Here is a 21,295-nt window from a genome sequence, read left to right on the forward strand (position 1 = left end):
GATTAAATATGAAAACCGTTTATCATGCGGCAAGCTCCCGTGGGGGCGCTCATCATGGCTGGCTTAAAAGTAAACATACTTTTAGCTTTGCGGATTATTATGATCCTGATCGTGTTGGTTTTGGGGCACTGCGCGTGATCAATGATGATCATGTTGATGGAGGAATGGGGTTTGGCGACCATTCACATGCTAATATGGAAATTATTAGTATTCCCCTGTCTGGAAAGTTAAAACATGGCGATAGTATGGGTAACCACGGGGTTATTGAAAGTGGTGACATTCAAGTCATGTCTGCTGGAACAGGGGTGACCCATTCTGAAATGAACGGCGATGATGTGCAACCAGTTAAGTTTTTACAAATTTGGGTAGTGCCAAATACCTTAGATGTCGAACCTCGCTATCAACAAGTCAGCTTAGTTGAATTACTTAAGCAAAATCAATTTAGCCAAGTGCTGTCCCCATTCCCTGACGATCAAGGTGTCTGGATTCATCAAAACGCTTGGTTTAGTGTGGGACAATTCGATAAAGGCGTTACCACGACTTATAGCATACGCGGTCCTCTTAATGGGGCGTACGTCTTTGTCATTTCTGGAAAAGTCGTGATTCATGGTCAGGTTTTAGAAGGCCGAGATGGCCTCGGTATTTCTGATACCAAGAACTTTACCATGGATGTCTTGGAAAATGCGCAAGTGTTGGTGATGGATGTGCCACTAACACTATAAACGACTTAATGATAACTAATTCAGACAGTCGTTATTTAGACCAGTCTTGTGCAATAACAACCGTTTAATAGACAAAATCAGCCCAATATCTTGAAGTATAGGCAATGTGACCTATCGCTACGAGTAGACCCTGACATAGTATTACAATTTTTAACGAAGTCGCTTATTTTAAAATAGTGAGATAAACTACTGTACTACTTCCCCTTGCTCATATATGGTTAATAATGTTTTTTAACACGGTATTCATACAACTTTTGATACATACCTTTTAATTCTTATAACCTATTAGTAATACTATTGAGCTATCATAAATAATAAATATTTAGAGGTAAATATGAAAACTAAAACACTTGAACCCCGCTTAGCCGATGTTGGTGGTATTCCTATTGCCCGTTTATTGCCTAATAAAGGCAAGGAGCCTATCGGTGCGTGGTGCTTTATGGATCATGCCGGCCCCGCTGAATTTGGCGAAGATGAAGAGGGTATGCAAGTCGGTCGTCACCCCCATATCAATTTGCAGACCTTTAGTTGGATGATTGATGGCGAAGTACTGCATAAAGACAGTATTGGTAATAAGCAAGTCATCACCAAAAACCAAGTCAACGTCATGACCGCAGGCACTGGACCAGATCAGGGCATTAGCCATACCGAACAAAGCGTTTTTCCAGATACTGGTGGTTCAGCCAACGCATGGCGCGGTATGAATATGGTCCAATTATGGATTGCGTTGCCTTTAGATCAGAACATTGAACGTAACTTCCATCATTATCCAGAGCTACCAAGCTGGACTGCAGAAGGTGCTGAATTTGTATTGACAACAGGTGAGTACACTACCCCAGAAGGTGATCGTTATAAAGCACCTACTATTCAGTATTCAAAATTAATTGGGGTAGATGTCCATCTTATTAAAGATGGTGACGTTGAGTTAACCTTAGAACCGGGTTTAGACTATGGGATATTGATGGTCGTCGATGGTGTTGACTATAACGGTACCCAATATGAGCAAAATGAATTAATTCGTTTTGATGACGTGACAGAGCAGACGACAATTAAGGTTTCAGGTAAGAAAGGCACCCGATTTATGCTATTAGGGGGCGAGCCACTCAACCAAAAGGTTCTACTATGGTGGAACTTTGTCTCAGACAATAAAGAAGATATAGAACAAGCCATTGAAGATTGGAATAATCATCATCCTCGCTTTGGTAATGTTGATTCGGATTTGAAGCGTCTAGAGGCCCCTGCTTTACCAGAGGGTTTTAAAGAATAAATACTATTTTAATTATTTATTAATAGTTAAATTAGAGAGGTCATTGTTAAAATTTTTTACAAAAATACAATGTCAGTTCTAAGCATTAGTTTTTATAATTGTCTCAAGTTATTTGAGTGATCTAAAGTACGATAACTAAGAAAAAACTAAGTATTAAAATTAGTACTTGAGACTAGGGTCTGTTTATAACATTGAGTCATACATTTCAAATGTGTCAATTTATAAACAAGATTATTGTTCATTAATCAATTTAGTTAAATGGAGATTTATTATGTCAGACTTAAAAACCCTTCAAAACGCTGCAGAAGCTCGTCGTTCAATCTATGCTTTAAATGATCAACTTCCTGTTGATAAGCAACAAGTTGTTGATATCGTTGAGCATGCTATCAAGCACACCCCATCAGCTTTCAACTCTCAATCAACTCGTATCGTTGTGTTATTTGGTGAAGACCATAAAAAACTTTGGCAAATCACTGAAGACGAGCTACGTAAAGTAGTACAAGATGACGAGCAGTTCGAAGGCACTAAACAAAAACTTGAAGGCTTTAAAGCTGGCGCTGGTACTGTTTTATTCTTTGAAGACCAAGGCGTTGTTGAGTACTTACAAAACAACTTTGCTTTATATGCAAACAAATTCCCAATTTGGTCACAGCAAACCAATGCAATGCATCAATATGTTGTCTGGACTGCACTAGCCAGCGTTAATGTTGGTGCGAACTTACAGCACTATAACCCACTAATCGATAGCCAAGTTGCAAGCACTTGGAATATTGATAAAAACTGGGATCTAGTTGCTCAAATGGTATTCGGTGGTATTGAAGCACCAGCTGGCGACAAAGAGTTCGAATCTATCGAAAAACGTATGAAAGTTTTCGGTAAATAATCATCGCTGATCTTATACCAAATCTAGAAATTAACCTATCGAGGAAGACGAGTGCAAACGCTACAAATAGTAGGTTCAGCGAGACTGACAAAGATAGGTTATTTTATAGAAAAGGTATTAAAAATAATCTCTTTAAATGAGCATTGTGATATACATAATGTTTAATGAGATCTAAAAAGCAGCCCTGAGAAATTAGGGCTGCTTTTTTATTGACCTTTATTTAGGGTCTGTTGAACACTCTGATAGCATTTTTGAAATTCACCTATTTTGAAACTGAACCTATTTTGAAACTGAACCTATTTTGGAAACAAACCCATTGTTGGCTAAGAGTGTTTGGCAAAGATAAGTTATTTTTGGTGTTTATTGTTAAGCCCACATTTTTAACATTACTATTCACTTTTTGCTTGTCGCTTCGCTCCCTGCTTTTGGAAGATATCGACAAATCTACCCGTCGTTTGTGGGAACATATTGGCAACTTTTGCCACCACACCACGACTCGCTGGCAATACCATCTCTAACGGACGTTTCTTTAATACCGGTCCAACAATAGCATCGACCACTTCATCAACACTTAAAGTACGGTTGCCAGAGAAAGTAAGAGCCGCCTGCGCCTTATCTTTTTGTTGATCCAGCATCGGTGTTTGTACCGCATCAGGGCACAAGGTTGTCACTGCAATACCATGTTCTGCCAGCTCCATACCGGCCGCCAATGAATACGAGCGCACTGCATATTTACTGGCACTGTAAAGTGATAATCCAGGCACTGGGGATAACGCCGCGAGTGATGCTATATTAATAATATGACCACTGCCCTGCTTAACCATAGTATCTACCACGCTTTGCGTGCCAAATATCGTGCCTTTAACATTGATATCAAAATGAAAATCAACGTCATCTGGTACCACAATATCTGCTATCCAATTCTCTTTAAGAACGCCCGCAACATTGCACAATACATCAATCTTTTGCCATTGACTGAGCACGCGCTCCACCATCGCTTTCCAGTCCTCGATACGTCGCACATTCAATTGCTGCAACATAAGTGGACCTCCTTTATCGGCTAAGGCGTGATCCAAATACTGCGCTTGTAACGCCTCATAATTGAGGTCACAGGCACAGACATTATGACCCAATGTTAGTAGTCTTTGACTTAGTGCGTATCCAATGCCGGATGCAGCGCCCGTTACGATATAAGTTTGCGCCATATCCCACCTCTTTTTTTATTATTTTTAGTTTTGGGTGTAAATTTACCAAACTCTAATTCACCCATACGTACCGTTGGCGCAGTCCCTGGAAATAGCGTAAAACCAGCTGACTCTGAGGATAACGCCATATTGAAGAAACGCTCATCTTTAGGATAAGGACCAGCTACCGTTTTTTCTTGAATCATTGACAGGTATTGATCCACCCCAAATTCTAATGTATTCCCATTCATCACCACTTCGGATTGAGTCAACTCTGCATATTTAGCCAATCCTTTAATTTGAGAGTGTTGTGGTGCATAAGCATCCATGCTAACGCCATTTTCCGATGTAACCAATAGTCCTTGATCGGTATGCGCGACAATCGAATGATTGCCTTCGGTATGACCTTTTGTATGCATGAGCGCTACAGAGCCGTCGCCTAAGAACACATCCCCATCCAACAACTCAATACGACTGTCCTCTACCCCATCAATACCTCCTGGACAATACCACTGGTTTTGCCAAGGCAGTAGCGCTTGCGTACTTTCCCACTCCTCTCGCATGACCAATAATTTTGCATTAGGGAAAATAGCAGCATGACTTTCACCATCACGTTGACCGCCTAACCACCGAGTAATATTTTGAGTATGCAGATGATCGTAGGTTATATAGTCCACATCTGCAGGATCTAGACCAAGCTGTTTAAGTGCCCCCAAAACGGTGTTTTTAGGTTTGACGATTAACGTCTCAACTGGTTTTGCGAAGACACCTGTATCTTGTAGCATATGGTAGAAATAAGGCGTATCTCGTTGATGTTCCCAATCAGAAGGACTGACGAGCAAGGTTTTTATACCTTCTTCACTATCAAACTGAATGACAAACAGTTTATTACAGATATGCAGGTAGGGCGTGGGTAGTCCGAAGGCATTCAGATAGCCGTATTTAGTAGGATACGGAATACGGATAAGCTCAAAGGTTTTGTAAAACTTTACTTTTGGCTTGCTTAGCATGGTGTTACGAAAGTCTGTTGCAGCCCCTCGAACATCTTCAACCCGATCTAATGGCTTTGCGGCATCTCGGGCTGATTTAAAGTGAGAGAAAGGATGAATAATACTCATATGACTATCCTTGTATGAGAGGGAAGAGATGTATTTAGTTAAAATACAAGCTTGGTGTCTAACACAAGCTTGGCTTCAAATAAAAGATGAGTTCAGAAAGGACACTAAACACGAACAATGGGTGGTCATCGTCAAAATATGACATCACCTATTACCATTAACTACTACTATTTATAAAATACTACCTGTTTCAAACGAAAGAAAGTTTTTTCTAAAAATTTAGAACTTACTCTAAAAGGGAACGTCACTCTCCCACGCCATCCACGTATTCATGGTCGGGTGTTTTAAGCGTAATTTATGCGCGTGCAAATTTAGTCTCGGTGCTAGGCTCAATGCTTCCCCTTCTGCATAAATCGGATCGCCAATAATGACGTGTCCTAAATGCACCATATGCACCCTCAACTGATGGCTACGTCCCGTCACAGGATGTAAGGCCACACGGGTGACGGGTTTACCTTTACGAAGCTCATGATGTAAGACTTCATAACGAGTTAAGGCATGCTTTTTCCACTCAGGATCTGCGACATGTTTGGGCTTAATACTGGGCTCATAGCGCACAGGAATATTGATCTCCCCTTTTTTGCCGGGTATTGCTAAAGTGCCTTGCACGATGGCCTGATATTCCTTTTGGGGAATACGCTCAATAAACTGCTTACTAATATGGGTCTGTGCTGGTTTGTTCTTAGCAAATATCATTAAGCCTGAGGTATCCATATCCAGTCGATGGATCAGTTTCACCTCAGGCATTGCCCGCTCAAGTCTTGATAATAGGCTGACCTTTAAGTCCTTACCGTCAATGCTTAGTAGTCCTGCAGGCTTATTGACGAGTAGAATGTCTTCATCTTCATAGAGGGTAATTTGAGATAAAAAATCTTTAAAAAACTGCTCGTTGTATTGATTTTCTTCAATATTTAGTCGATTAACGGTTTCAATTGATAGTGGCATAATGTGTCGCAATGGCTGAAGGTGTGTAATACCTTTTCTATAAAATAATCTATCTTTGTCAGTCTCGCTGAACCTAGTATTGGTAGCGTTTGTACGCGTCTTCCTCGATAGGTTAATTTCTAGAATTGGTATCAGGTTAAATAGAGGATTAACTGCCGGTAATATACTTAAGCCAATCCATAGCAGGAGTATACCATCAATTACATCAATACCAATTATCAACCATACTTAACGGGGTAAGAACAAAAATTTAATCTAATAATGGTATTATAGTGCGTATAATTTAACGAATCTTACCTTTTTTTTATTATTGGTAATATGTTCTTCAATTAGCACCCGCTTGTACTTTGGACAGTAACAGCTTGGGTTGACTGATACGATCTTTTGATACCTATTTACTTTCTTCCCTTTCATTTCTATACTTTATTATTATTTCATAAGGATACAACCATGTCAGATTTAATCATTAACTCATCAGATGCAAACTTCGATCAAGACGTTATTAATTCTGAGCTCCCTGTATTATTAGACTTTTGGGCAGCCTGGTGTGGACCCTGTAAAGCGATCGCGCCTATCCTTGAAGAATTAGCTGACGAATATAAAGACAAAGTCACTATTGTGAAAATTGATGTTGACGAAAATCCAGAAACAGCCAGCCGTTTTGGTATTCGTAGCATCCCAACGTTAATGGTATTTAAAGGTGGCGAAAAAGTAGACACGGTCATGGGCTTACAACCAAAAGCGGATCTTGCTGCCCTATTAGATAAGCATTTATAAGCCACTAATGGATACCGCTATTTGATATAAGTTTCTATTTAAATCATTAGAGTCTAGTGGCATCATTTTTACCAGTGATGATAAAGTGACTGTTTAATAACGGTCACTTTATATTTTTAGAGTTTATCTTCTTAGGGCTTATCTTTTTAAGTTATTCTTTTTAGAGTTGTTTAGAGCTATTTTATGAACAATTTTTAGCTTAAGGAACAATATTAAGCTGCTTTCTTTTAAATTTTGCTTTAGTTTAACAAAACCATTGACATAAAGCGGGTAAACACCGTATAGTTTGAGTCCTAGAGAATACCTATTGTCAATTTGTGAGTTGCAATTAGAAATACGCACTTTGTTGATCCCTTTTAACAAGTAGACCCTAATCTGCACGCAATCTCTGCTCGATCATTCCTTGCCTTAATGCTTCCCATATAACGTGCTTTCTGCTCGATATGGCGCCAGTTATTAATATTTTTTTATGATCTAGTATTGATATTCTCAGTCACATACTGACAATCATTATATCTTTTCACACTTTCTTAAATAAAAAGTATGCCTCATCTTTGCTCGAAGATATCATTTACCACCTTTGTCTAAGTCAGATAGCTCGGTCAATTTGGTCAATAAAGTTGACTACGTTTAATACACCAAACACTGTCATCAAGACTTCATTAACAGGGTAAGTCAACCTGACCGAGTAACACATTAATTGTGAATAACAATTATTAAAGCAGTTTTATAATGCATTATTTACTTATATGGTGACTCTACAAGTCTGTATATTACTGTCTATTAAAATAAGTTTTTATTAAATCTAAACCAATGCTTCATGCTAATGACACTATTTTATTCCTTTCAGAACTTGTTAATTCCACTTGTCTATAGCGATACCTCGCTATCGTCTAAACCTCTATTATTTATCGCATATGCTTAGTTTACTTTGGCGTACTGGCAAATGACTATGACTCAACAACCATCAAACGAAACCTCTATGAACCTGACTGAACTTAAAAAGAACTCCGTTACTGAACTTCTTAATATCGCAAAGGAAATGGGGCTAGATAACCTAGCTCGAAGCCGCAAACAAGACATCATTTTTGCTATATTAAAAAAGCATGCGAAAAACGGGGAAGCCATCTATGGCGATGGTGTACTAGAAGTGCTGCCTGACGGTTTTGGCTTCCTACGTTCTTCAGAAGGCTCCTATCTAGCTGGCCCCGACGATATTTATGTAAGCCCAAGTCAAATCCGTCGTTTTAGCTTAAAGACAGGCGACTCGATAGCAGGCACCATTCGTCCTCCTAAAGATTCTGAACGTTATTTTGCCTTACTTAAAGTCGGTGAAATTAACTTTGATACCCCTGATCGCTCTCGTCATAAGCTCATTTTTGAAAACCTAACGCCTTTATTCCCAACAGAACAGCTAAGACTTGAAATGGGTAACGGTACTACAGAAGACTTAACAGGCCGGGTTATCGATCTTATCGCTCCTATCGGTAAGGGTCAGCGCTCTATCATTGTTGCCCCGCCCAAAGCTGGTAAAACGGTATTGTTGCAAACTATTGCACAATCCATTACCCGCAATAACCCAGAATGTTACTTAATCGTATTGCTTATAGATGAGCGCCCAGAGGAAGTGACCGAAATGCAGCGTACTGTCCGTGGAGAAGTCGTAGCATCAACCTTCGATGAGCCACCACAGCGCCATGTTCAAGTTGCTGAGATGGTTATTGAAAAAGCGAAACGGCTTGTTGAACATAAACAAGATGTGGTCATTTTACTTGACTCAATTACCCGTTTGGCTCGTGCTTATAACACTGTGGTTCCCTCTTCAGGTAAGGTATTGACCGGTGGTGTGGATGCCAATGCCCTCGCTCAGCCCAAACGCTTCTTTGGTGCGGCAAGAAATATCGAGGAAGGCGGTAGCTTGACCATTATTTCAACCGCCCTTATCGATACCGGTAGTAAGATGGACAGCGTTATCTTCGAAGAGTTTAAAGGGACAGGTAACCAAGAAATCACTCTAGAGCGAGACTTAGCTGAAAAGCGTGTCTTCCCTGCGATTAACATCAAAAAGTCGGGAACGCGTCGTGAAGAGCGCTTACTTGATGAAGACACGCTACGTAAAGTTTGGATCTTGCGCAAGCTGCTGCAACCTATGGATGGTACTCAGGCCACTGAGTTCTTATTAGATCGATTAAAAGAAGCCAAAACTAACGATGATTTCTTTGATCAAATGACGCGCAAATCGCAAAACTAAGCTTAACTTAAGAAATTAGGCTCAACTGAGCGATGACACCCGATTACCTAAGTGCTTATAAAAAAAAGACCACTGATGAACAGCGGTCTTTTTTTATTCTCTGGTCAATTGATGTTAATTTAGTTGCATCAGATCTATCAACCTATCGATGAAGACGAAAGTCGTTTATATAGCGCCAGAGAAGGTATCACAATTACGGATATCTCCTGTTTCAAGCCCTCTGGTGAACCAGTTTACCCGTTGCTGACTGGTACCATGAGTAAAGTTATCTGGTACTACGGATTGCCCACTGGCTTTTGCTAAACGATCATCACCGATTTGACTAGCCGCATGTAAGGCTTCATCAATATCGCCTTCTTCCAAAAATTGCACGCGCTGTTGATTGCGATTGGCCCAAACACCAGCATAACAATCGGCTTGCAATTCTTGACGCACAGACAACTCATTACCTTGTGCTTCACTGACTTGACGGCGCGCCTGATTGACTTTTTGCGAGGTACCAAGTAACGTTTGGACGTGATGTCCCACTTCATGTGCAATGACATAGGCTTGCGCAAAGTCACCCGCTTTACCTTGGTTTTCTGCATCACCAGATCCCTGTTGATCACCTGCAATCCCTATATTTTGCCGCATTTCCTTAAAGAAAGAGGTATCCAAATACAGTTGCTGGTCTCCTGGACAATAAAAAGGGCCAGTTGCAGAGGTTGCACTACCGCAAGCAGAGTTTACTCTTCCCTCAAATAAAACCAATGTCGGTTCTTTATAAGTTTCTCCAAACTCTTGGAAAATTTGGTGCCAGACGTCTTCCGTATCTGCCAAAACAGTTTCAACAAACTGTGCATCTCGACTATTATCATCTACCGGTTGCGTCGTTGAGCTACTTCCGGCAGTCATTGATTGACCCGTCTGGAAAGCAGTCATGGGATTCACCCCAAATACCAACCAAAGAACCAAACCAATAATAATACCAAAGATACCGCCACCAGCTGCTTTCCCACCGCTCATACGAACATTTGAGCTACGTCTTCTATCACGCCATTTCATCAGTATTTGCCTCGGAATGTCATTAAATTTTATTTGGGGTCATTTTTAGATACTTTCTTTAGAGCATTTTTGAGTACTACTTTAAAAGAATAACTCTAGAAACTTGATTCAAGTGTGTCTTAAGTTTTAGATTAGGCTGCTGTATTATAGAAAGTTATATTTATATAATGAAGAAAGCAAATTTTATTTTAACATTTAGTGACTATTTAATTAAAATTTTAAATGTATTTTAAGCTATGTCATTATATTATAATCAGTTATAGGTCTTCAAAAAGCATCTATTTTATGCATAAATATGTCATTTAATATTTATTTAAATCATTTTAGTTTTCAAAAACTCTCTACAAGTCAATAAATATAGGTATTAACGGGTACTTATAGGTTTAGATCGCAAGTTTTCGTTAAAAAATGTATCTAAATATTTTATTTAAACAAAATTACTTTGAAATGTAATATTAGTGATGTATAATCGCTAACGAATTCTGACTCTACAATATTTGTTTTGTAATTAGTTATATGACAGTTAATACTTTATTCTGCTTGGCTTTTTATAAAATGTTTAGTCAGTTATATTTCACTATTTGGAGAATACTATGAATTTCAAGCTAATCGCACTTTCTGGTTTAATGGCTGCTACTATGGGCCTAGCTGCTTGTGACAGCAACAAAGAAAACGCTGTTGAAGACGTTAATGATGCACAAGAAGAGTTACAAGATGCAAAAGCTGAGATCAATGATGCTGCTGCTGAAGGCGCAAATGTTGCTGATGAACAAGCTGCTGTAGCTGATGCCCAAGCTGCCGCTGCTGAGGCTGAAGTTGCTGCTGCTAGTGGTGATGCTGAAGCTGTTGAAGAAGCTAACAACATGGAAGCTGAAACTCCAGTTGCTGACGAAGCTGCTGCTACCGCTGAAGCTGCTGCAGATGGCACCGAAGAAACTGTTGCTCAATAATTTATTACTGATTATGCAAAAAAAGAGAGCTAATTTAGCTCTCTTTTTTTTGTTTTTAAATTTGAAATTACGGTTGTAGTTGCTTGTCATCCACTTGACGGCGTAATTTTTGACCTGCTTTAAATGTTACAACCCGTCGAGCCGATATTTCAACTTCTTCACCAGTTTTTGGATTACGTCCTGGTCTACTTTTCTTGTCTTTCAAGATAAAGTTTCCAAATCCTGACAACTTAACATCTCTACCTTCCACTAAGTTGTCATAAATTTCTCCAAAAAAAGAATCTACTAAAATACGACCTTGCTGCCGAGTAAAACCAAATTTACCTACCAGATGGTCAATGATGTCGGCTTTGGTTAATGTCTCAGCTTTTATTTCTGTCATTACGGCTTCCTTTTCGTCTATACCTCTTACTTTACTGGGGATTAAAATACACAGTGCTTAAGCAAAAGGCAGTAATTTATAATTATGTCCCCTATCCAGCATCCTGCTAAATGGGCACTGTATAGATGATACTAAAACTTATCTAAGCATTTAAGATTGGAACAACGTATTAGCCGAGCTAATAATACAATTAATGTTTTAAAGCAGGGTCGATACTGTACCAATACATAAATACGGTTACTATACTATAACTGCTATAGTCAAAGAACTCTCTAAAACCAAACCTGAAATTTAACATATTGAATAAGACATATGCAAACGCTGCAAAAATTCGGATTAGCACCTTAATCTTTTTTAAGAGATTTATTTAATCACTTAACCTAACCTGACTAAAAACCCAACCTCACAATCCATCCTGAAACATAGTCTAACAGCCAAACTCAACAGCCAATATAAGCATGGATTTAATAGCCATATTAACATAGCCTAAATTGTCCTTTAAAAGGCTCTAACTTATAGTCAGTGTTCTATATACTGTAACATACATTAATAATATTAAGTAATCTGCTACTATAGCCCCGCCTAGCTGTCTCTTAGTTGTGCGCCATGATCGTTTTGAAGCGCAGTCACCACTTTCTCAACCGCACTATTAACGACGTCATCCGACAAGGTTTGGGCGATGTCTTGCCATACTAAAGCAAACGCCACTGAGCGCTTGCCTTGAGGGGTATGCTCACCCTGATAAACATCGAACAACCAGTGCTGCTGCAGTAATTCACCACCCGCATGACGTATGGTCTCTGATAAAGCTTGACGCGGGATATCGGCATCGACTAATAACGCAATATCACGGCGTACTTGTGGGAATTTCGATGGGCTTTGGATACTATGTAGGCTACGAGATTGCTCTAAAATAGGCGCTAATGCCAACTGGGCAACCCAAGTCGTTGGCAAATCTAGTTTTTGTGCCACGCTAGGATGTAACTGCCCTAACCAGCCCACGACGTCACCATCAATGAGCAACTCAGCACTCTGACCGGGATGTAAAAAGGACAACTCACTGCGCTGATAGCGGATACGCGACTCATCCATAGTGGCCGGTAATAGTTGCTCAACATCATGCTTAAGATCAAAGAAATCCATGGCGCGATTATCATGAGCCTGCTCAGGATTAACCTCCCCCGTGGCGACTATTGCAAGGCTTGGCGTTTGTACCAGCTCTTCTATGGTCGCTCCAACAAAACTTAAACCTGTCTCAAAAAAGCGAACTCTGGGTTGTTGGCGATTTAGATTGTACTGTACACAAGGAATTAAGCTTGAGAGCAAAGTACGGCGCATCACCGCTAAGTCTGCTGAGATCGGATTTGCTAAACCCAACAGATTACCAAGCTTTGGATCGTCCAGTACTTTTTCGACTTTCTCATCACTAAAGCTAAAACTAATGGCTTCCATATAACCTGCGTCCACCATAGCCAGCTTTAAGCGGAGGGTTAAATCGGCGCTGTCGTCATAGCGCATGTCTACGCCAAGATTGGGCAACGTACTAGGAATATTGTCATAGCCATAAATACGGGCAATCTCTTCGATAAGATCTTCTTTGATCTCAATGTCAAATCGATGGCTAGGCGGCAAGCAGCTCAAAATGGTTTGATCGTCTTGTTGCGACTCTTTAACGTCAATCTCAAGGTGACTTAAAATCTCAATAATACGCTGTTTATCAATCTCAATACCAAGGACCTCAGCCACTTTAGAGAGGGGTAAATCTACTGTAGCACGTTGTGGTAAATACTCTAAATGCTCAATAGCCGTTACCTGACCCGCTTGACCATATGCGATCGAACTGATTAAATTCACGGCGCGGTTAAGTGCTATGGCCGGCAATTCAAAATCAACCCCACGCTCAAAGCGCTGCGACGCATCAGTATGTAAGCCAAAGCGACGGGCGCGGCCTGCAATAGCGATTTGATCAAAAAAAGCACTCTCAATCACAATATTGGTGGTGTCGTCGGTGACGCTACTACGCATACCGCCCATAATACCCGCCAATGCCAGAATACCCTCATCGTCCGCAATAACTAGCTCATCCCCTTTAAACGTCACGGTCTGCTCATTGAGTAACGCTAGCTGTTCGCCTTCATTGGCAATGCGTACGGTTATAGTACCAACAATTTTATCCGCATCGAAAGCATGGAGAGGCTGTCCAAGCTCTAGCAATACATAATTGGTAACGTCAACTAAAAAGTTATGCAAGCGTTGCCCACTTTGCAATAGAGACTTCTGCATCCAATCAGGCGTTTCGATAGTGCGATCTATATTAAGGACGGGCTGTGCCAAATAGCGTGGACAAGCTTCGACAGCTTCGACAACGACGTCTTGGCTCTTATCCACCTCATTAGCTTGTGTGGTAATCGTAGGCACTGTCACCGGCAAACCGTTTAACACCCCTATCTCACGCGCAATACCGCGCACACTGAAGCAGTCGCCACGATTTGGGGTAATAGAGATATCTAATATCTTATTGTCTAAGCCTAAGTAGTCACGAATGTCTGTGCCCACTGGCGCATCTTCAGGTAGCTCAAGAAGACCATCAACCACATCCGGCAGATCAATCTCTGAGGCACCGCAGAGCATACCTTGTGACTCCACACCCCGAAGTTTGCTTTTCTTAATTTTAAAGCCTTTGCCATCGTCAGTTGGTAACTTGGCACCGATTGTCGCCACGGGGGCACGCATACCGACACGCACATTAGGGGCGCCGCAGACGATCTGTAGCGGCTCGTCCGCATTGATATTTACTTGGGTAACGCGCAATTTATCAGCATCGGGATGAGGCTCTACAGATAGTACTTCCCCAATAACCACCCCACTAAAATCAGCAGCGACGGCTTCAATACCGTCAATCTCTAGACCTGACATGGTTAACTGATCGGCCAATTGTTGCGTATTATTATTTGGATTCACCCACTGGCGTAACCACTGTTCACTAATTTTCATAGAATTCTCAAAAAGCTTTCAAATTATTTTAGTTGTTTTGTATAGGGTTTATGGTGTCTATATGGCTTTAAGGTTTTAAGCGCATTCAACTATTTAAGACTCTTATCTCAAGCAACTTACTTAGAACTGCTTATTTTAGCCAAATTGGCGTAAAAAGCGCACATCGTTTTGGAAGAACAAACGTAAGTCGTCAATGCCATAATATAGCATCGCAAAACGCTCAATACCCATACCAAAGGCAAAGCCAGTATATTTATCGCTATCGATTCCACAGTTGCTTAAAACTTTTGGATGTACCATGCCACAGCCCATGACCTCAAGCCATTTGCCATTATCCGCTAAAATGTCCACTTCAGCAGACGGCTCGGTAAAAGGGAAAAATGACGGGCGGAATCTAACCGTCAGCTGCTTGGCAAAAAACGCTTCTAAGAACTCATTGATCAGTCCTTTTAGCTCAGCAAAGGTGGTATGTTCGGTCACCATTAACCCCTCTAGCTGATGGAACATAGGCGAATGCGTCTGATCTGAGTCATTGCGGTAGACGCGTCCTGGACAAATAATGCGAATAGGCGGCGCGCCCTCTTCCATGGTACGAATTTGTACGGGACTGGTATGCGTGCGCAGCAAATAATGAGCATCAAAATAAAAGGTGTCATGCATCGCACGTGCAGGGTGATGCGAGGGAATATTTAACGCTTCAAAATTGTAATAATCGCTTTCAACTTCTGGACCCGTAGCAACATTGAATCCTGCTTGAGTAAAGAACAGCTGCATACGCTGAGCGGTCATTGTCACTGGATGCAGTTGTCCTTTTTGTTGACCACGGGCTGGTAGCGTAATATCAATGCGCTCTGCATTAAGTTTGGCGGCGAGCGCGGCATCATCAAGCGCCTTTTGCTGAGTGTTTAAGCTGTCATTAATTTGCGTCCGCAGCTGATGTAACCAACCACCCCTTGTTTTCTTATCATCAGCATCAAGCTTGCCCATTTGCTTCGACCACTGGGTTAACGCGCTCTTTTTACCTGTTAAATTAACCCGCATCTGCTGTAAATCAGCGCCACTCGCAATCTCACTGATCGCAGACTTTACCGCTTCGGCGTAGTCTTGTAGCTCAGCTTCGGTAAGATCACTTAACACCTCAGATAGGCTTGGTAGACTGGCAATCAGCGCCGTTAAGCTTTGTTTCGGCTCAGAAGTGTTGCTCGCAGGATGGTTAGCTGTATTGCTTTCGGCACTGCTGACCGCATTGCTTGCAGTGCTGCTTTCAGCATTAGATGTGTTGTTTGAGGATAAATCGTCAGATTGAGTCATGTATGCATTCTCAGAAGTTGTTTGCTATGAGCGTTCTTTTAATCGAGAAGAACGCATAGCGTGTAAAATAAATCAGATACTCGCCGCAATTTATAGCTTGTTTATTATTTTTCTTAACTAGGGCGTGTGGAACATTCGACCATGGCACTGGCGGAGACTATTTTTTAGTCAATTTGCAGTGAAATTTTTGACGCTTAGTCATTCTAAGTTAGAAAATTTCGCCATATATTGGCAAAAAAGAGTCCCGCCCCTTCGGGCTGATACTAAAATCGCCCCAGACGTTGTTACAAACCTAGCCAAGGTCTAGACATTAGCGTCAGTTTGCGCCTAGTCTAGAACGATTTTAGCTATCAGCAGTGCTAATTTGCGAATGTTCCACACGCCCTATTGAATCATTAGGGTAATTGTAAGCAAATAAAACAAAAAAAGCCATCAATACGATGGCTTCTTTTTTTAACAGTGATGACACTTGAGATGACGGCTTAAGGTTTGAGTTAGATTATACTTACGTCACACCCAATCCGCTTGTAATAATCTGCTTATAAAAAAGCGAATTAAGACAATGCCGCTTTTGCTTTTTCAGTTAAGGCTGTGAATGCAGCAGCATCATGCATAGCGATATCTGCTAATACACGACGATCGATTTCGATGTTTGCTTTTTTCAAGCCATTGATGAAGCGGCTATAATTTAAACCATTTAAACGTGCACCAGCGTTAATACGGGCAATCCATAAACGACGGAAAGAACGTTTTTTGTTACGACGGTCACGATACGCATATTGTCCAGCTTTAGTAACCGCTTGGACGGCTACACGATAAACACGTGAACGAGCGCCGTAATAACCTTTAGCGCGCTTTAAGATTTTTTTGTGACGACGATTTGCTTGAACACCACGTTTTACACGGGCCATAAGATACTCCTAAAAAATTGATTTGCCTGAACTTATATTATCAATAAGGGAACGTTGATAAAAATAATACAAGAACGATATAAGTTAAGTGGGTTATAAATAAGGGCACATACGGCGAACCGCAGCTACATCAGCAACGTGCACCATTTTAGTTCCACGTAATTGGCGAATACGCTTAGGAGACTTTTTGGTCAAAATGTGACGTTTAAACGCTTGTTTACGCTTAATACCGTTTGCCGTTTTCTTAAAACGTTTAGCGGCACCACGTTTTGTTTTCATTTTGATCTTTTTCATAAGAACCTCTTAATCTTTGTTGTTAAGCTCAGTCATTATCGCTACGACAATACTGATATTAACAGCCAAGGGAAAACCTGTTTGTCAGTGTATTAAATGGGCTTGATACTGAATAACGTTTAAAAAATATTAAAAATTAGCTCAATATGTTAGCAAAAATAGCACTGCCTTGAGGTGGGAAGAGCGTATTCTAGCAGAACTGTGTCCAATAGCCAACTAAAATCCGCCTCACCCAGTTTTATAGTGTGAATATTGGTTGTGATTATTTACTGCCAAATCCCATGCCGTGGGTTTCGCTCCGCTATACCACACGCTATCAGATATCATGCCAGCTTTCTCAAACCCTTCTATGACAAAAAATTGGTGATATCGTCATCCGTTAAGATGAGATTTGCGTAAAAAATGCAGTCTTAACGAGCTAGGTTTTACATAAGACAGTGAAAAGTGAGAGCGGTTTAGCCCCGATTGTAGCGGATATCCTTGGCCTAGCAGCAGGGTGTAAGTGCTTGCGTTACCCCGTTATCGCGGTAGCAGGAACGGGATAACGCTTAGCACGCGCCCTGTTGCCAGCCAAGATAGTAGCGAAAGCGGGAATAGCTACTTATATCGTCGTAGGTAAATTAAAGAGCGACAGCGTTAACCTCACTAAGCCTACTAGAGTAGTACTTGCGCTCGGTTGCCTTGTATCTCATTTAGTTGCCTATGACTATAGCTGAAATAACGATAAGAAGAATAAGTAGAAGCCCCTACCCTTTAAAAAACCCTGTTAAATGGGTGATGATTGATTAAGAAAGCTTTATACTACGAGTTATTCGGATATTTATTTGAAACTTTGTTAATAAGAGTGTTGCCACATGTCCCATTCAGATACACAGCGTCCTACAGCAGAACAAAATCAGGGTAAATCCGCGGCTTCTTGGCTAGATGAGATTCACTTTAATAGTGACGGTCTGATACCTGCCATCGCCCAAGATAAATCGACGGGCGATATTTTGATGATGGCTTGGATGAACCGTGACTCTTTACAGCTCACTGCTGACACTAATACCGCTGTATATTTCTCACGCTCACGGGGTAAGTTATGGCATAAAGGAGAGACGTCAGGGCACACTCAAATTGTGCATGATATTCATTTGGACTGTGATGCGGATGTGGTTGTATTAACGGTGACTCAAATGGGTGGTATCGCCTGTCATACGGGCCGTAAGTCTTGCTTCTATCGTAAGCTTGATGTCTCAGGTGAGCAGCCCTCTTGGCAAACGATTGCGCCTGTGATTAAGGACCCAAAAGATATTTATGGGAGTGATAGTAAACCCCAAAGGAGTGCTATAATAGAAGGTGCTCAACCGCAAGTGGATGCCCCTGAGATGAGTGCGGCAACCGTACTTAAGCAGTTAGACAATGTATTGGCGCAGCGTAAGACCGCTGATGCGGACAGCTCTTATGTCGCAAGCCTGTATGCCAAAGGTATTAATAAAATATTAGAAAAAGTTGGCGAAGAGGCGGTGGAAACCATAATCGCTGCCAAAGACTTAGCAAATCCGCCGCAGCAGGCTGATAGACAGGCGCTGGAAGATGATTTAATTTATGAAATAGCGGATGTTTGGTTTCATACAGTAGTCACATTAGCGTGGTTTAATATCGGGTCTGATCGCATTTTAGCGGAGTTGGCTCGGCGCTTTGGACTGTCTGGTATTGAAGAGAAAAATAGCCGAATGTCATAAAACGGTCTTAACCGACTATTTAAATGCATTATATGCAAAATGAATTATTTGCAAATTAGATAAACACGCAACCCTTAGCCAAGAGTGTCGCTACCGGCTTTCTTGACAGGCTACTCAACAAGCCATGCTGACCTGCTAAATTGATGAGTTTAACAAAAGGACACGATTATGAGCCTATCTCCAATGCAGTTGTTAATTATACTCGGTATTGCGCTACTTATTTTTGGTACTTCCAAGCTTAAAAATGCTGGAAAGGACTTAGGGGGCGCGGTTAAAGGCTTCAAAGATGCGGTTAAAGATGAAGATGAAGCTCATGCTAAAAAGACTCAGCATAAAGTCTTAGATCATGACGCGTCTGCCAGTGAACCGAAAGTGCATGTCGATGAGATTAAAGTCAAAGAAGAAACACACTGATTAATCCTAATAGCTTTTTGCGACAGTTCTGCTCTTCAATACTGTGATAGGACGATAAGCGGTTATGTTTGACTTTAGTTTTTATGAGCTCGTGGTATTTGGTATTATCGCGCTCATAGTTCTCGGCCCTGAAAAGCTACCCCAAGCCGTTCGTACGTTAGGCACTTACTATGCCAAATTTCGGCGTACAGTAGGTACGTTAAAGGCTGAGATGGAGGCAGAACTTGATTTGGCGGAAACCCGCCAGCAGATGCAGGAAGAATTGGCCAAAATTCGTCAGACTGAAGCTCAGATGAAGCGGCAAATGGAACAGCTGCGTGGCAGTATGCAGCAGTATGAACACCAACAAAAATCGCATCTTCAGCAAACCTTAAGTACGTCGTCGGCCACTGAGTCTGCCGACACTCATGCTGCTGATAAAGATTGGGTGCATCCTGTAACCACCTCTGATTCTACTGTTAATCCTGATCCATCACTCACCCAAATTCAAGCCTCCGACGCCCAAACTCAAGCCTCTAACGATCTAGCAAAGGACTCGCCGCGCTTGCAAGCAGAAGCAGAATCCTTGAAGCATTCTCCTGATTCGACACTTTCACCTAATTCGACTGGTTCTACTGATTTACCTGTCAATAGTGTGCCTGAACCAATTATGACGCGTCCTTGGGAAAATATGTGGTTTTTATTAGGGGACTATGATCGGGTGAGACGCCTGCCCCCTGCACCCCTGCTGCCCAATTATAAAGCCAATGTTTTACTGTACAACTTGGCGCAGTCGTCTACTGGTTCAGCCAACCATACTGGTACTGGGACGGTAAGTCGTACTGGGATAGACTCATGAGTTTATTCAATAACAAGCGACTTTTAAAAAAGAAGCTATCAAAAAACAAGCTGTCAAAAAAGAAAAAGCCTCGGTTTAATTCAGAAAATCAGACAACAGACGACACGATGAGCGATACGATGCACCACGCAGAGGACCCGTCTAATAAAGAAGATAGCTTAGCGGATATGCCCCTAACGGAGCACTTGGTTGAGCTAAGAGCCCACCTTATCAAGATCATGGTGGTGGTCGCTGTTATATTCTTGGGGTTAGTCGGATTTTCACGGGAACTATACGACTTTATCGCTGAGCCCCTGGTGGACATACTGCCAACAGCGTCTACCATGATTGCGATTGATCCGGTTGCCAACTTTATGGCGCCTATTCGGCTGACCCTGTTAACGTCGGCCTTCTTTGCGATGCCGTTTATTCTGTATCAAATCTGGGCGTTTATCGCGCCAGGTCTGTATAAGCACGAAAAGCGGATCGCTATACCCATTTTATTGTCCTCTATTGTGCTGTTTTATACTGGGGTGGCCTTTGCTTACTTTATTGTATTAAAACGGGCATTAAGCTTTTTAATTACGTTTTCTCCTTCCAGTGTGGTACCGATGACGGATATCGAAAGCTATCTTAGCTTTGTGACCAAGCTGTTGATGATGTTTGGGTTTACTTTTGAAATACCAGTGGTGGTTCTTATTTTGGTAGTGACTGGAATCGTGTCCACCGCTGCTTTAGCGGATAAGCGGCGCTATGTGATCGTGGCGTGTTTTGCAGCGGCAGGGGTGATGTCGCCGCCCGATGTGCCCTCTATGTTTTTATTGGCTCTACCCATGATATTGTTATTTGAGTTTGGTTTGCTCATGGCGCGTCTGCTAGTAAAAGAAAAGAAAGCAGCGCTAGCGGCAGGCTCAGCATTAGATGACACACTGTCTGATTAATAATACCTGATTGATAAGGTCTGATAAATAAGGTCTTTTAGATAAGCTTAGCAACCAATATCTGTTATAATCGTTTTTTTTAGAGACTAATTAAAAGCTGTATGACTAGCCTCTACTTTTAAAACCTCTTAGATGCACGCTATTGTTTTTTAAAATGATGTTTTAGAATGATGTTTTAGAATGACGTTTTAGAATGACGTTTTTAAAATGATGTTATTAAATGATGCCATTGACCCGTCAATGGTTTTTTTGTCAGTACAGTTTTTACAAGCAAGCTTGCTAAAGCAAGACTCTTATAACATAAGAGACTGATAAAACAATATCGTCAAAGCGCTTTTAAGACCAATATAAGCTCACTGTCTCTGT

19 protein-coding genes are annotated in these 21,295 nt (G+C 41.3%); 10 read left to right on the top strand and 9 right to left on the bottom strand.

Annotated features, from left to right (window positions below; translation table 11 throughout):
- Nucleotides 1–8: 8 nt before the first annotated feature.
- The 3 genes from AC21OG_RS04300 (at nucleotide 9) to AC21OG_RS04310 (ending at nucleotide 2,872) form a co-directional block, all read left to right on the top strand.
- On the top strand, nucleotides 9–722 hold the full coding sequence (locus AC21OG_RS04300) for a pirin family protein (protein ID WP_487376045.1): 714 nt from the start codon (nucleotides 9–11) through the stop codon (nucleotides 720–722).
- A gap of 334 nt (nucleotides 723–1,056) precedes the next feature.
- Complete coding sequence (locus tag AC21OG_RS04305) at nucleotides 1,057–1,989, top strand: pirin family protein (protein WP_487376046.1); 933 nt, start codon at nucleotides 1,057–1,059, stop codon at nucleotides 1,987–1,989.
- A gap of 271 nt (nucleotides 1,990–2,260) precedes the next feature.
- Entirely contained in the window at nucleotides 2,261–2,872 is a 612-nt protein-coding gene (locus AC21OG_RS04310) for a nitroreductase family protein (protein ID WP_487376047.1), read from the top strand.
- Nucleotides 2,873–3,261: 389 nt separating this feature from the next.
- Here the strand turns inward: AC21OG_RS04310 and AC21OG_RS04315 are convergent, their stop codons facing one another.
- The 3 genes from AC21OG_RS04315 to AC21OG_RS04325 all read right to left on the bottom strand — a co-directional run bounded on the left by AC21OG_RS04315 (nucleotide 3,262) and on the right by AC21OG_RS04325 (nucleotide 6,119).
- Complete coding sequence (locus AC21OG_RS04315; RefSeq protein WP_487376048.1) at nucleotides 3,262–4,077, bottom strand: SDR family NAD(P)-dependent oxidoreductase; 816 nt, start codon at nucleotides 4,075–4,077, stop codon at nucleotides 3,262–3,264.
- Nucleotides 4,056–5,174: an MBL fold metallo-hydrolase gene (locus AC21OG_RS04320; RefSeq protein ID WP_487376050.1), complete on the bottom strand. Its 1,119-nt coding sequence runs from the start codon at nucleotides 5,172–5,174 to the stop codon at nucleotides 4,056–4,058. The genes AC21OG_RS04315 and AC21OG_RS04320 overlap by 22 nt, the downstream gene beginning before the upstream one ends.
- Before the next feature lie 231 nt (nucleotides 5,175–5,405).
- On the bottom strand, nucleotides 5,406–6,119 hold the full coding sequence (locus AC21OG_RS04325) for an RluA family pseudouridine synthase (RefSeq protein ID WP_487376051.1): 714 nt from the start codon (nucleotides 6,117–6,119) through the stop codon (nucleotides 5,406–5,408).
- Between the two features lie 450 nt (nucleotides 6,120–6,569).
- On the opposite strand from AC21OG_RS04325, the gene trxA reads away from it, so the two are divergent.
- Both trxA and rho read left to right on the top strand, forming a co-directional pair.
- On the top strand, nucleotides 6,570–6,896 hold the full coding sequence (trxA, locus tag AC21OG_RS04330; protein WP_486545211.1) for a thioredoxin: 327 nt from the start codon (nucleotides 6,570–6,572) through the stop codon (nucleotides 6,894–6,896).
- A gap of 982 nt (nucleotides 6,897–7,878) precedes the next feature.
- Entirely contained in the window at nucleotides 7,879–9,147 is a 1,269-nt protein-coding gene (rho, locus tag AC21OG_RS04335; protein WP_486545642.1) for a transcription termination factor Rho, read from the top strand.
- A 165-nt stretch (nucleotides 9,148–9,312) separates the two neighbouring features.
- On the opposite strand, the gene ypfJ is transcribed toward rho, so the two are convergent.
- Nucleotides 9,313–10,191: a KPN_02809 family neutral zinc metallopeptidase gene (ypfJ, locus tag AC21OG_RS04340; protein WP_487376053.1), complete on the bottom strand. Its 879-nt coding sequence runs from the start codon at nucleotides 10,189–10,191 to the stop codon at nucleotides 9,313–9,315.
- Between the two features lie 593 nt (nucleotides 10,192–10,784).
- On the opposite strand from ypfJ, the gene AC21OG_RS04345 reads away from it, so the two are divergent.
- Nucleotides 10,785–11,141 (top strand): hypothetical protein, encoded by a 357-nt coding sequence (locus tag AC21OG_RS04345; RefSeq protein ID WP_486545214.1) that lies wholly within the window; start codon nucleotides 10,785–10,787, stop codon nucleotides 11,139–11,141.
- Nucleotides 11,142–11,208: 67 nt separating this feature from the next.
- Here the strand turns inward: AC21OG_RS04345 and AC21OG_RS04350 are convergent, their stop codons facing one another.
- From AC21OG_RS04350 to rpmI, 5 genes are all read right to left on the bottom strand, one after another.
- A complete protein-coding gene (locus tag AC21OG_RS04350) occupies nucleotides 11,209–11,523 on the bottom strand; it encodes an integration host factor subunit alpha (protein ID WP_491185056.1) in 315 nt (104 codons plus the stop codon).
- A 582-nt stretch (nucleotides 11,524–12,105) separates the two neighbouring features.
- Nucleotides 12,106–14,517, bottom strand: coding sequence for a phenylalanine--tRNA ligase subunit beta (gene pheT / locus AC21OG_RS04355; RefSeq protein WP_487376054.1), 2,412 nt, complete (start codon nucleotides 14,515–14,517; stop codon nucleotides 12,106–12,108).
- A 135-nt stretch (nucleotides 14,518–14,652) separates the two neighbouring features.
- Nucleotides 14,653–15,828 carry a phenylalanine--tRNA ligase subunit alpha gene (pheS, locus tag AC21OG_RS04360; RefSeq protein WP_487376055.1) on the bottom strand — a complete coding sequence of 392 codons (1,176 nt, stop codon included), beginning with the start codon at nucleotides 15,826–15,828 and terminating at the stop codon, nucleotides 14,653–14,655.
- A gap of 554 nt (nucleotides 15,829–16,382) precedes the next feature.
- Nucleotides 16,383–16,739, bottom strand: a complete 357-nt coding sequence (gene rplT / locus AC21OG_RS04365) for a 50S ribosomal protein L20 (RefSeq protein WP_486545219.1) — start codon at nucleotides 16,737–16,739, stop codon at nucleotides 16,383–16,385.
- Nucleotides 16,740–16,832: 93 nt separating this feature from the next.
- The gene (rpmI, locus tag AC21OG_RS04370; RefSeq protein WP_486545221.1) at nucleotides 16,833–17,033 is read right to left on the bottom strand and encodes a 50S ribosomal protein L35; all 201 of its coding nucleotides are present in this window, start codon (nucleotides 17,031–17,033) and stop codon (nucleotides 16,833–16,835) included.
- 854 nt (nucleotides 17,034–17,887) lie between these two features.
- Here rpmI and hisIE point away from each other — a divergent pair.
- From hisIE to tatC, 4 genes are all read left to right on the top strand, one after another.
- A complete protein-coding gene (gene hisIE / locus AC21OG_RS04375) occupies nucleotides 17,888–18,757 on the top strand; it encodes a bifunctional phosphoribosyl-AMP cyclohydrolase/phosphoribosyl-ATP diphosphatase HisIE (RefSeq protein ID WP_487376057.1) in 870 nt (289 codons plus the stop codon).
- A gap of 168 nt (nucleotides 18,758–18,925) precedes the next feature.
- Nucleotides 18,926–19,171 carry a twin-arginine translocase TatA/TatE family subunit gene (gene tatA, locus AC21OG_RS04380; protein WP_486545224.1) on the top strand — a complete coding sequence of 82 codons (246 nt, stop codon included), beginning with the start codon at nucleotides 18,926–18,928 and terminating at the stop codon, nucleotides 19,169–19,171.
- Nucleotides 19,172–19,235: 64 nt separating this feature from the next.
- Nucleotides 19,236–20,009 (top strand): Sec-independent protein translocase protein TatB, encoded by a 774-nt coding sequence (tatB, locus tag AC21OG_RS04385; protein ID WP_487376058.1) that lies wholly within the window; start codon nucleotides 19,236–19,238, stop codon nucleotides 20,007–20,009.
- A gap of 119 nt (nucleotides 20,010–20,128) precedes the next feature.
- Nucleotides 20,129–20,929 (top strand): twin-arginine translocase subunit TatC, encoded by an 801-nt coding sequence (tatC, locus tag AC21OG_RS04390; RefSeq protein WP_487376437.1) that lies wholly within the window; start codon nucleotides 20,129–20,131, stop codon nucleotides 20,927–20,929.
- Nucleotides 20,930–21,295 lie beyond the last annotated feature (366 nt).

Source organism: Psychrobacter sp. CX5, assembly GCF_057621535.2.

Coding starts and splice junctions, on each gene's coding strand:
- AC21OG_RS04315 (WP_487376048.1), bottom strand. CDS start 4,077: ATGGCGCAAACTTATATCGTAACGGGCGCTGCATCCGGCATTGGATAC.
- pheS (WP_487376055.1), bottom strand. CDS start 15,828: ATGACTCAATCTGACGATTTATCCTCAAACAACACATCTAATGCTGAA.
- rho (WP_486545642.1), top strand. CDS start 7,879: ATGAACCTGACTGAACTTAAAAAGAACTCCGTTACTGAACTTCTTAAT.
- rpmI (WP_486545221.1), bottom strand. CDS start 17,033: ATGAAAAAGATCAAAATGAAAACAAAACGTGGTGCCGCTAAACGTTTT.
- AC21OG_RS04310 (WP_487376047.1), top strand. CDS start 2,261: ATGTCAGACTTAAAAACCCTTCAAAACGCTGCAGAAGCTCGTCGTTCA.
- pheT (WP_487376054.1), bottom strand. CDS start 14,517: ATGAAAATTAGTGAACAGTGGTTACGCCAGTGGGTGAATCCAAATAAT.
- ypfJ (WP_487376053.1), bottom strand. CDS start 10,191: ATGAAATGGCGTGATAGAAGACGTAGCTCAAATGTTCGTATGAGCGGT.
- trxA (WP_486545211.1), top strand. CDS start 6,570: ATGTCAGATTTAATCATTAACTCATCAGATGCAAACTTCGATCAAGAC.
- AC21OG_RS04320 (WP_487376050.1), bottom strand. CDS start 5,174: ATGAGTATTATTCATCCTTTCTCTCACTTTAAATCAGCCCGAGATGCC.
- AC21OG_RS04345 (WP_486545214.1), top strand. CDS start 10,785: ATGAATTTCAAGCTAATCGCACTTTCTGGTTTAATGGCTGCTACTATG.
- tatB (WP_487376058.1), top strand. CDS start 19,236: ATGTTTGACTTTAGTTTTTATGAGCTCGTGGTATTTGGTATTATCGCG.
- AC21OG_RS04300 (WP_487376045.1), top strand. CDS start 9: ATGAAAACCGTTTATCATGCGGCAAGCTCCCGTGGGGGCGCTCATCAT.
- tatC (WP_487376437.1), top strand. CDS start 20,129: ATGCACCACGCAGAGGACCCGTCTAATAAAGAAGATAGCTTAGCGGAT.
- AC21OG_RS04305 (WP_487376046.1), top strand. CDS start 1,057: ATGAAAACTAAAACACTTGAACCCCGCTTAGCCGATGTTGGTGGTATT.
- rplT (WP_486545219.1), bottom strand. CDS start 16,739: ATGGCCCGTGTAAAACGTGGTGTTCAAGCAAATCGTCGTCACAAAAAA.
- AC21OG_RS04350 (WP_491185056.1), bottom strand. CDS start 11,523: ATGACAGAAATAAAAGCTGAGACATTAACCAAAGCCGACATCATTGAC.
- tatA (WP_486545224.1), top strand. CDS start 18,926: ATGAGCCTATCTCCAATGCAGTTGTTAATTATACTCGGTATTGCGCTA.
- AC21OG_RS04325 (WP_487376051.1), bottom strand. CDS start 6,119: ATGCCACTATCAATTGAAACCGTTAATCGACTAAATATTGAAGAAAAT.
- hisIE (WP_487376057.1), top strand. CDS start 17,888: ATGTCCCATTCAGATACACAGCGTCCTACAGCAGAACAAAATCAGGGT.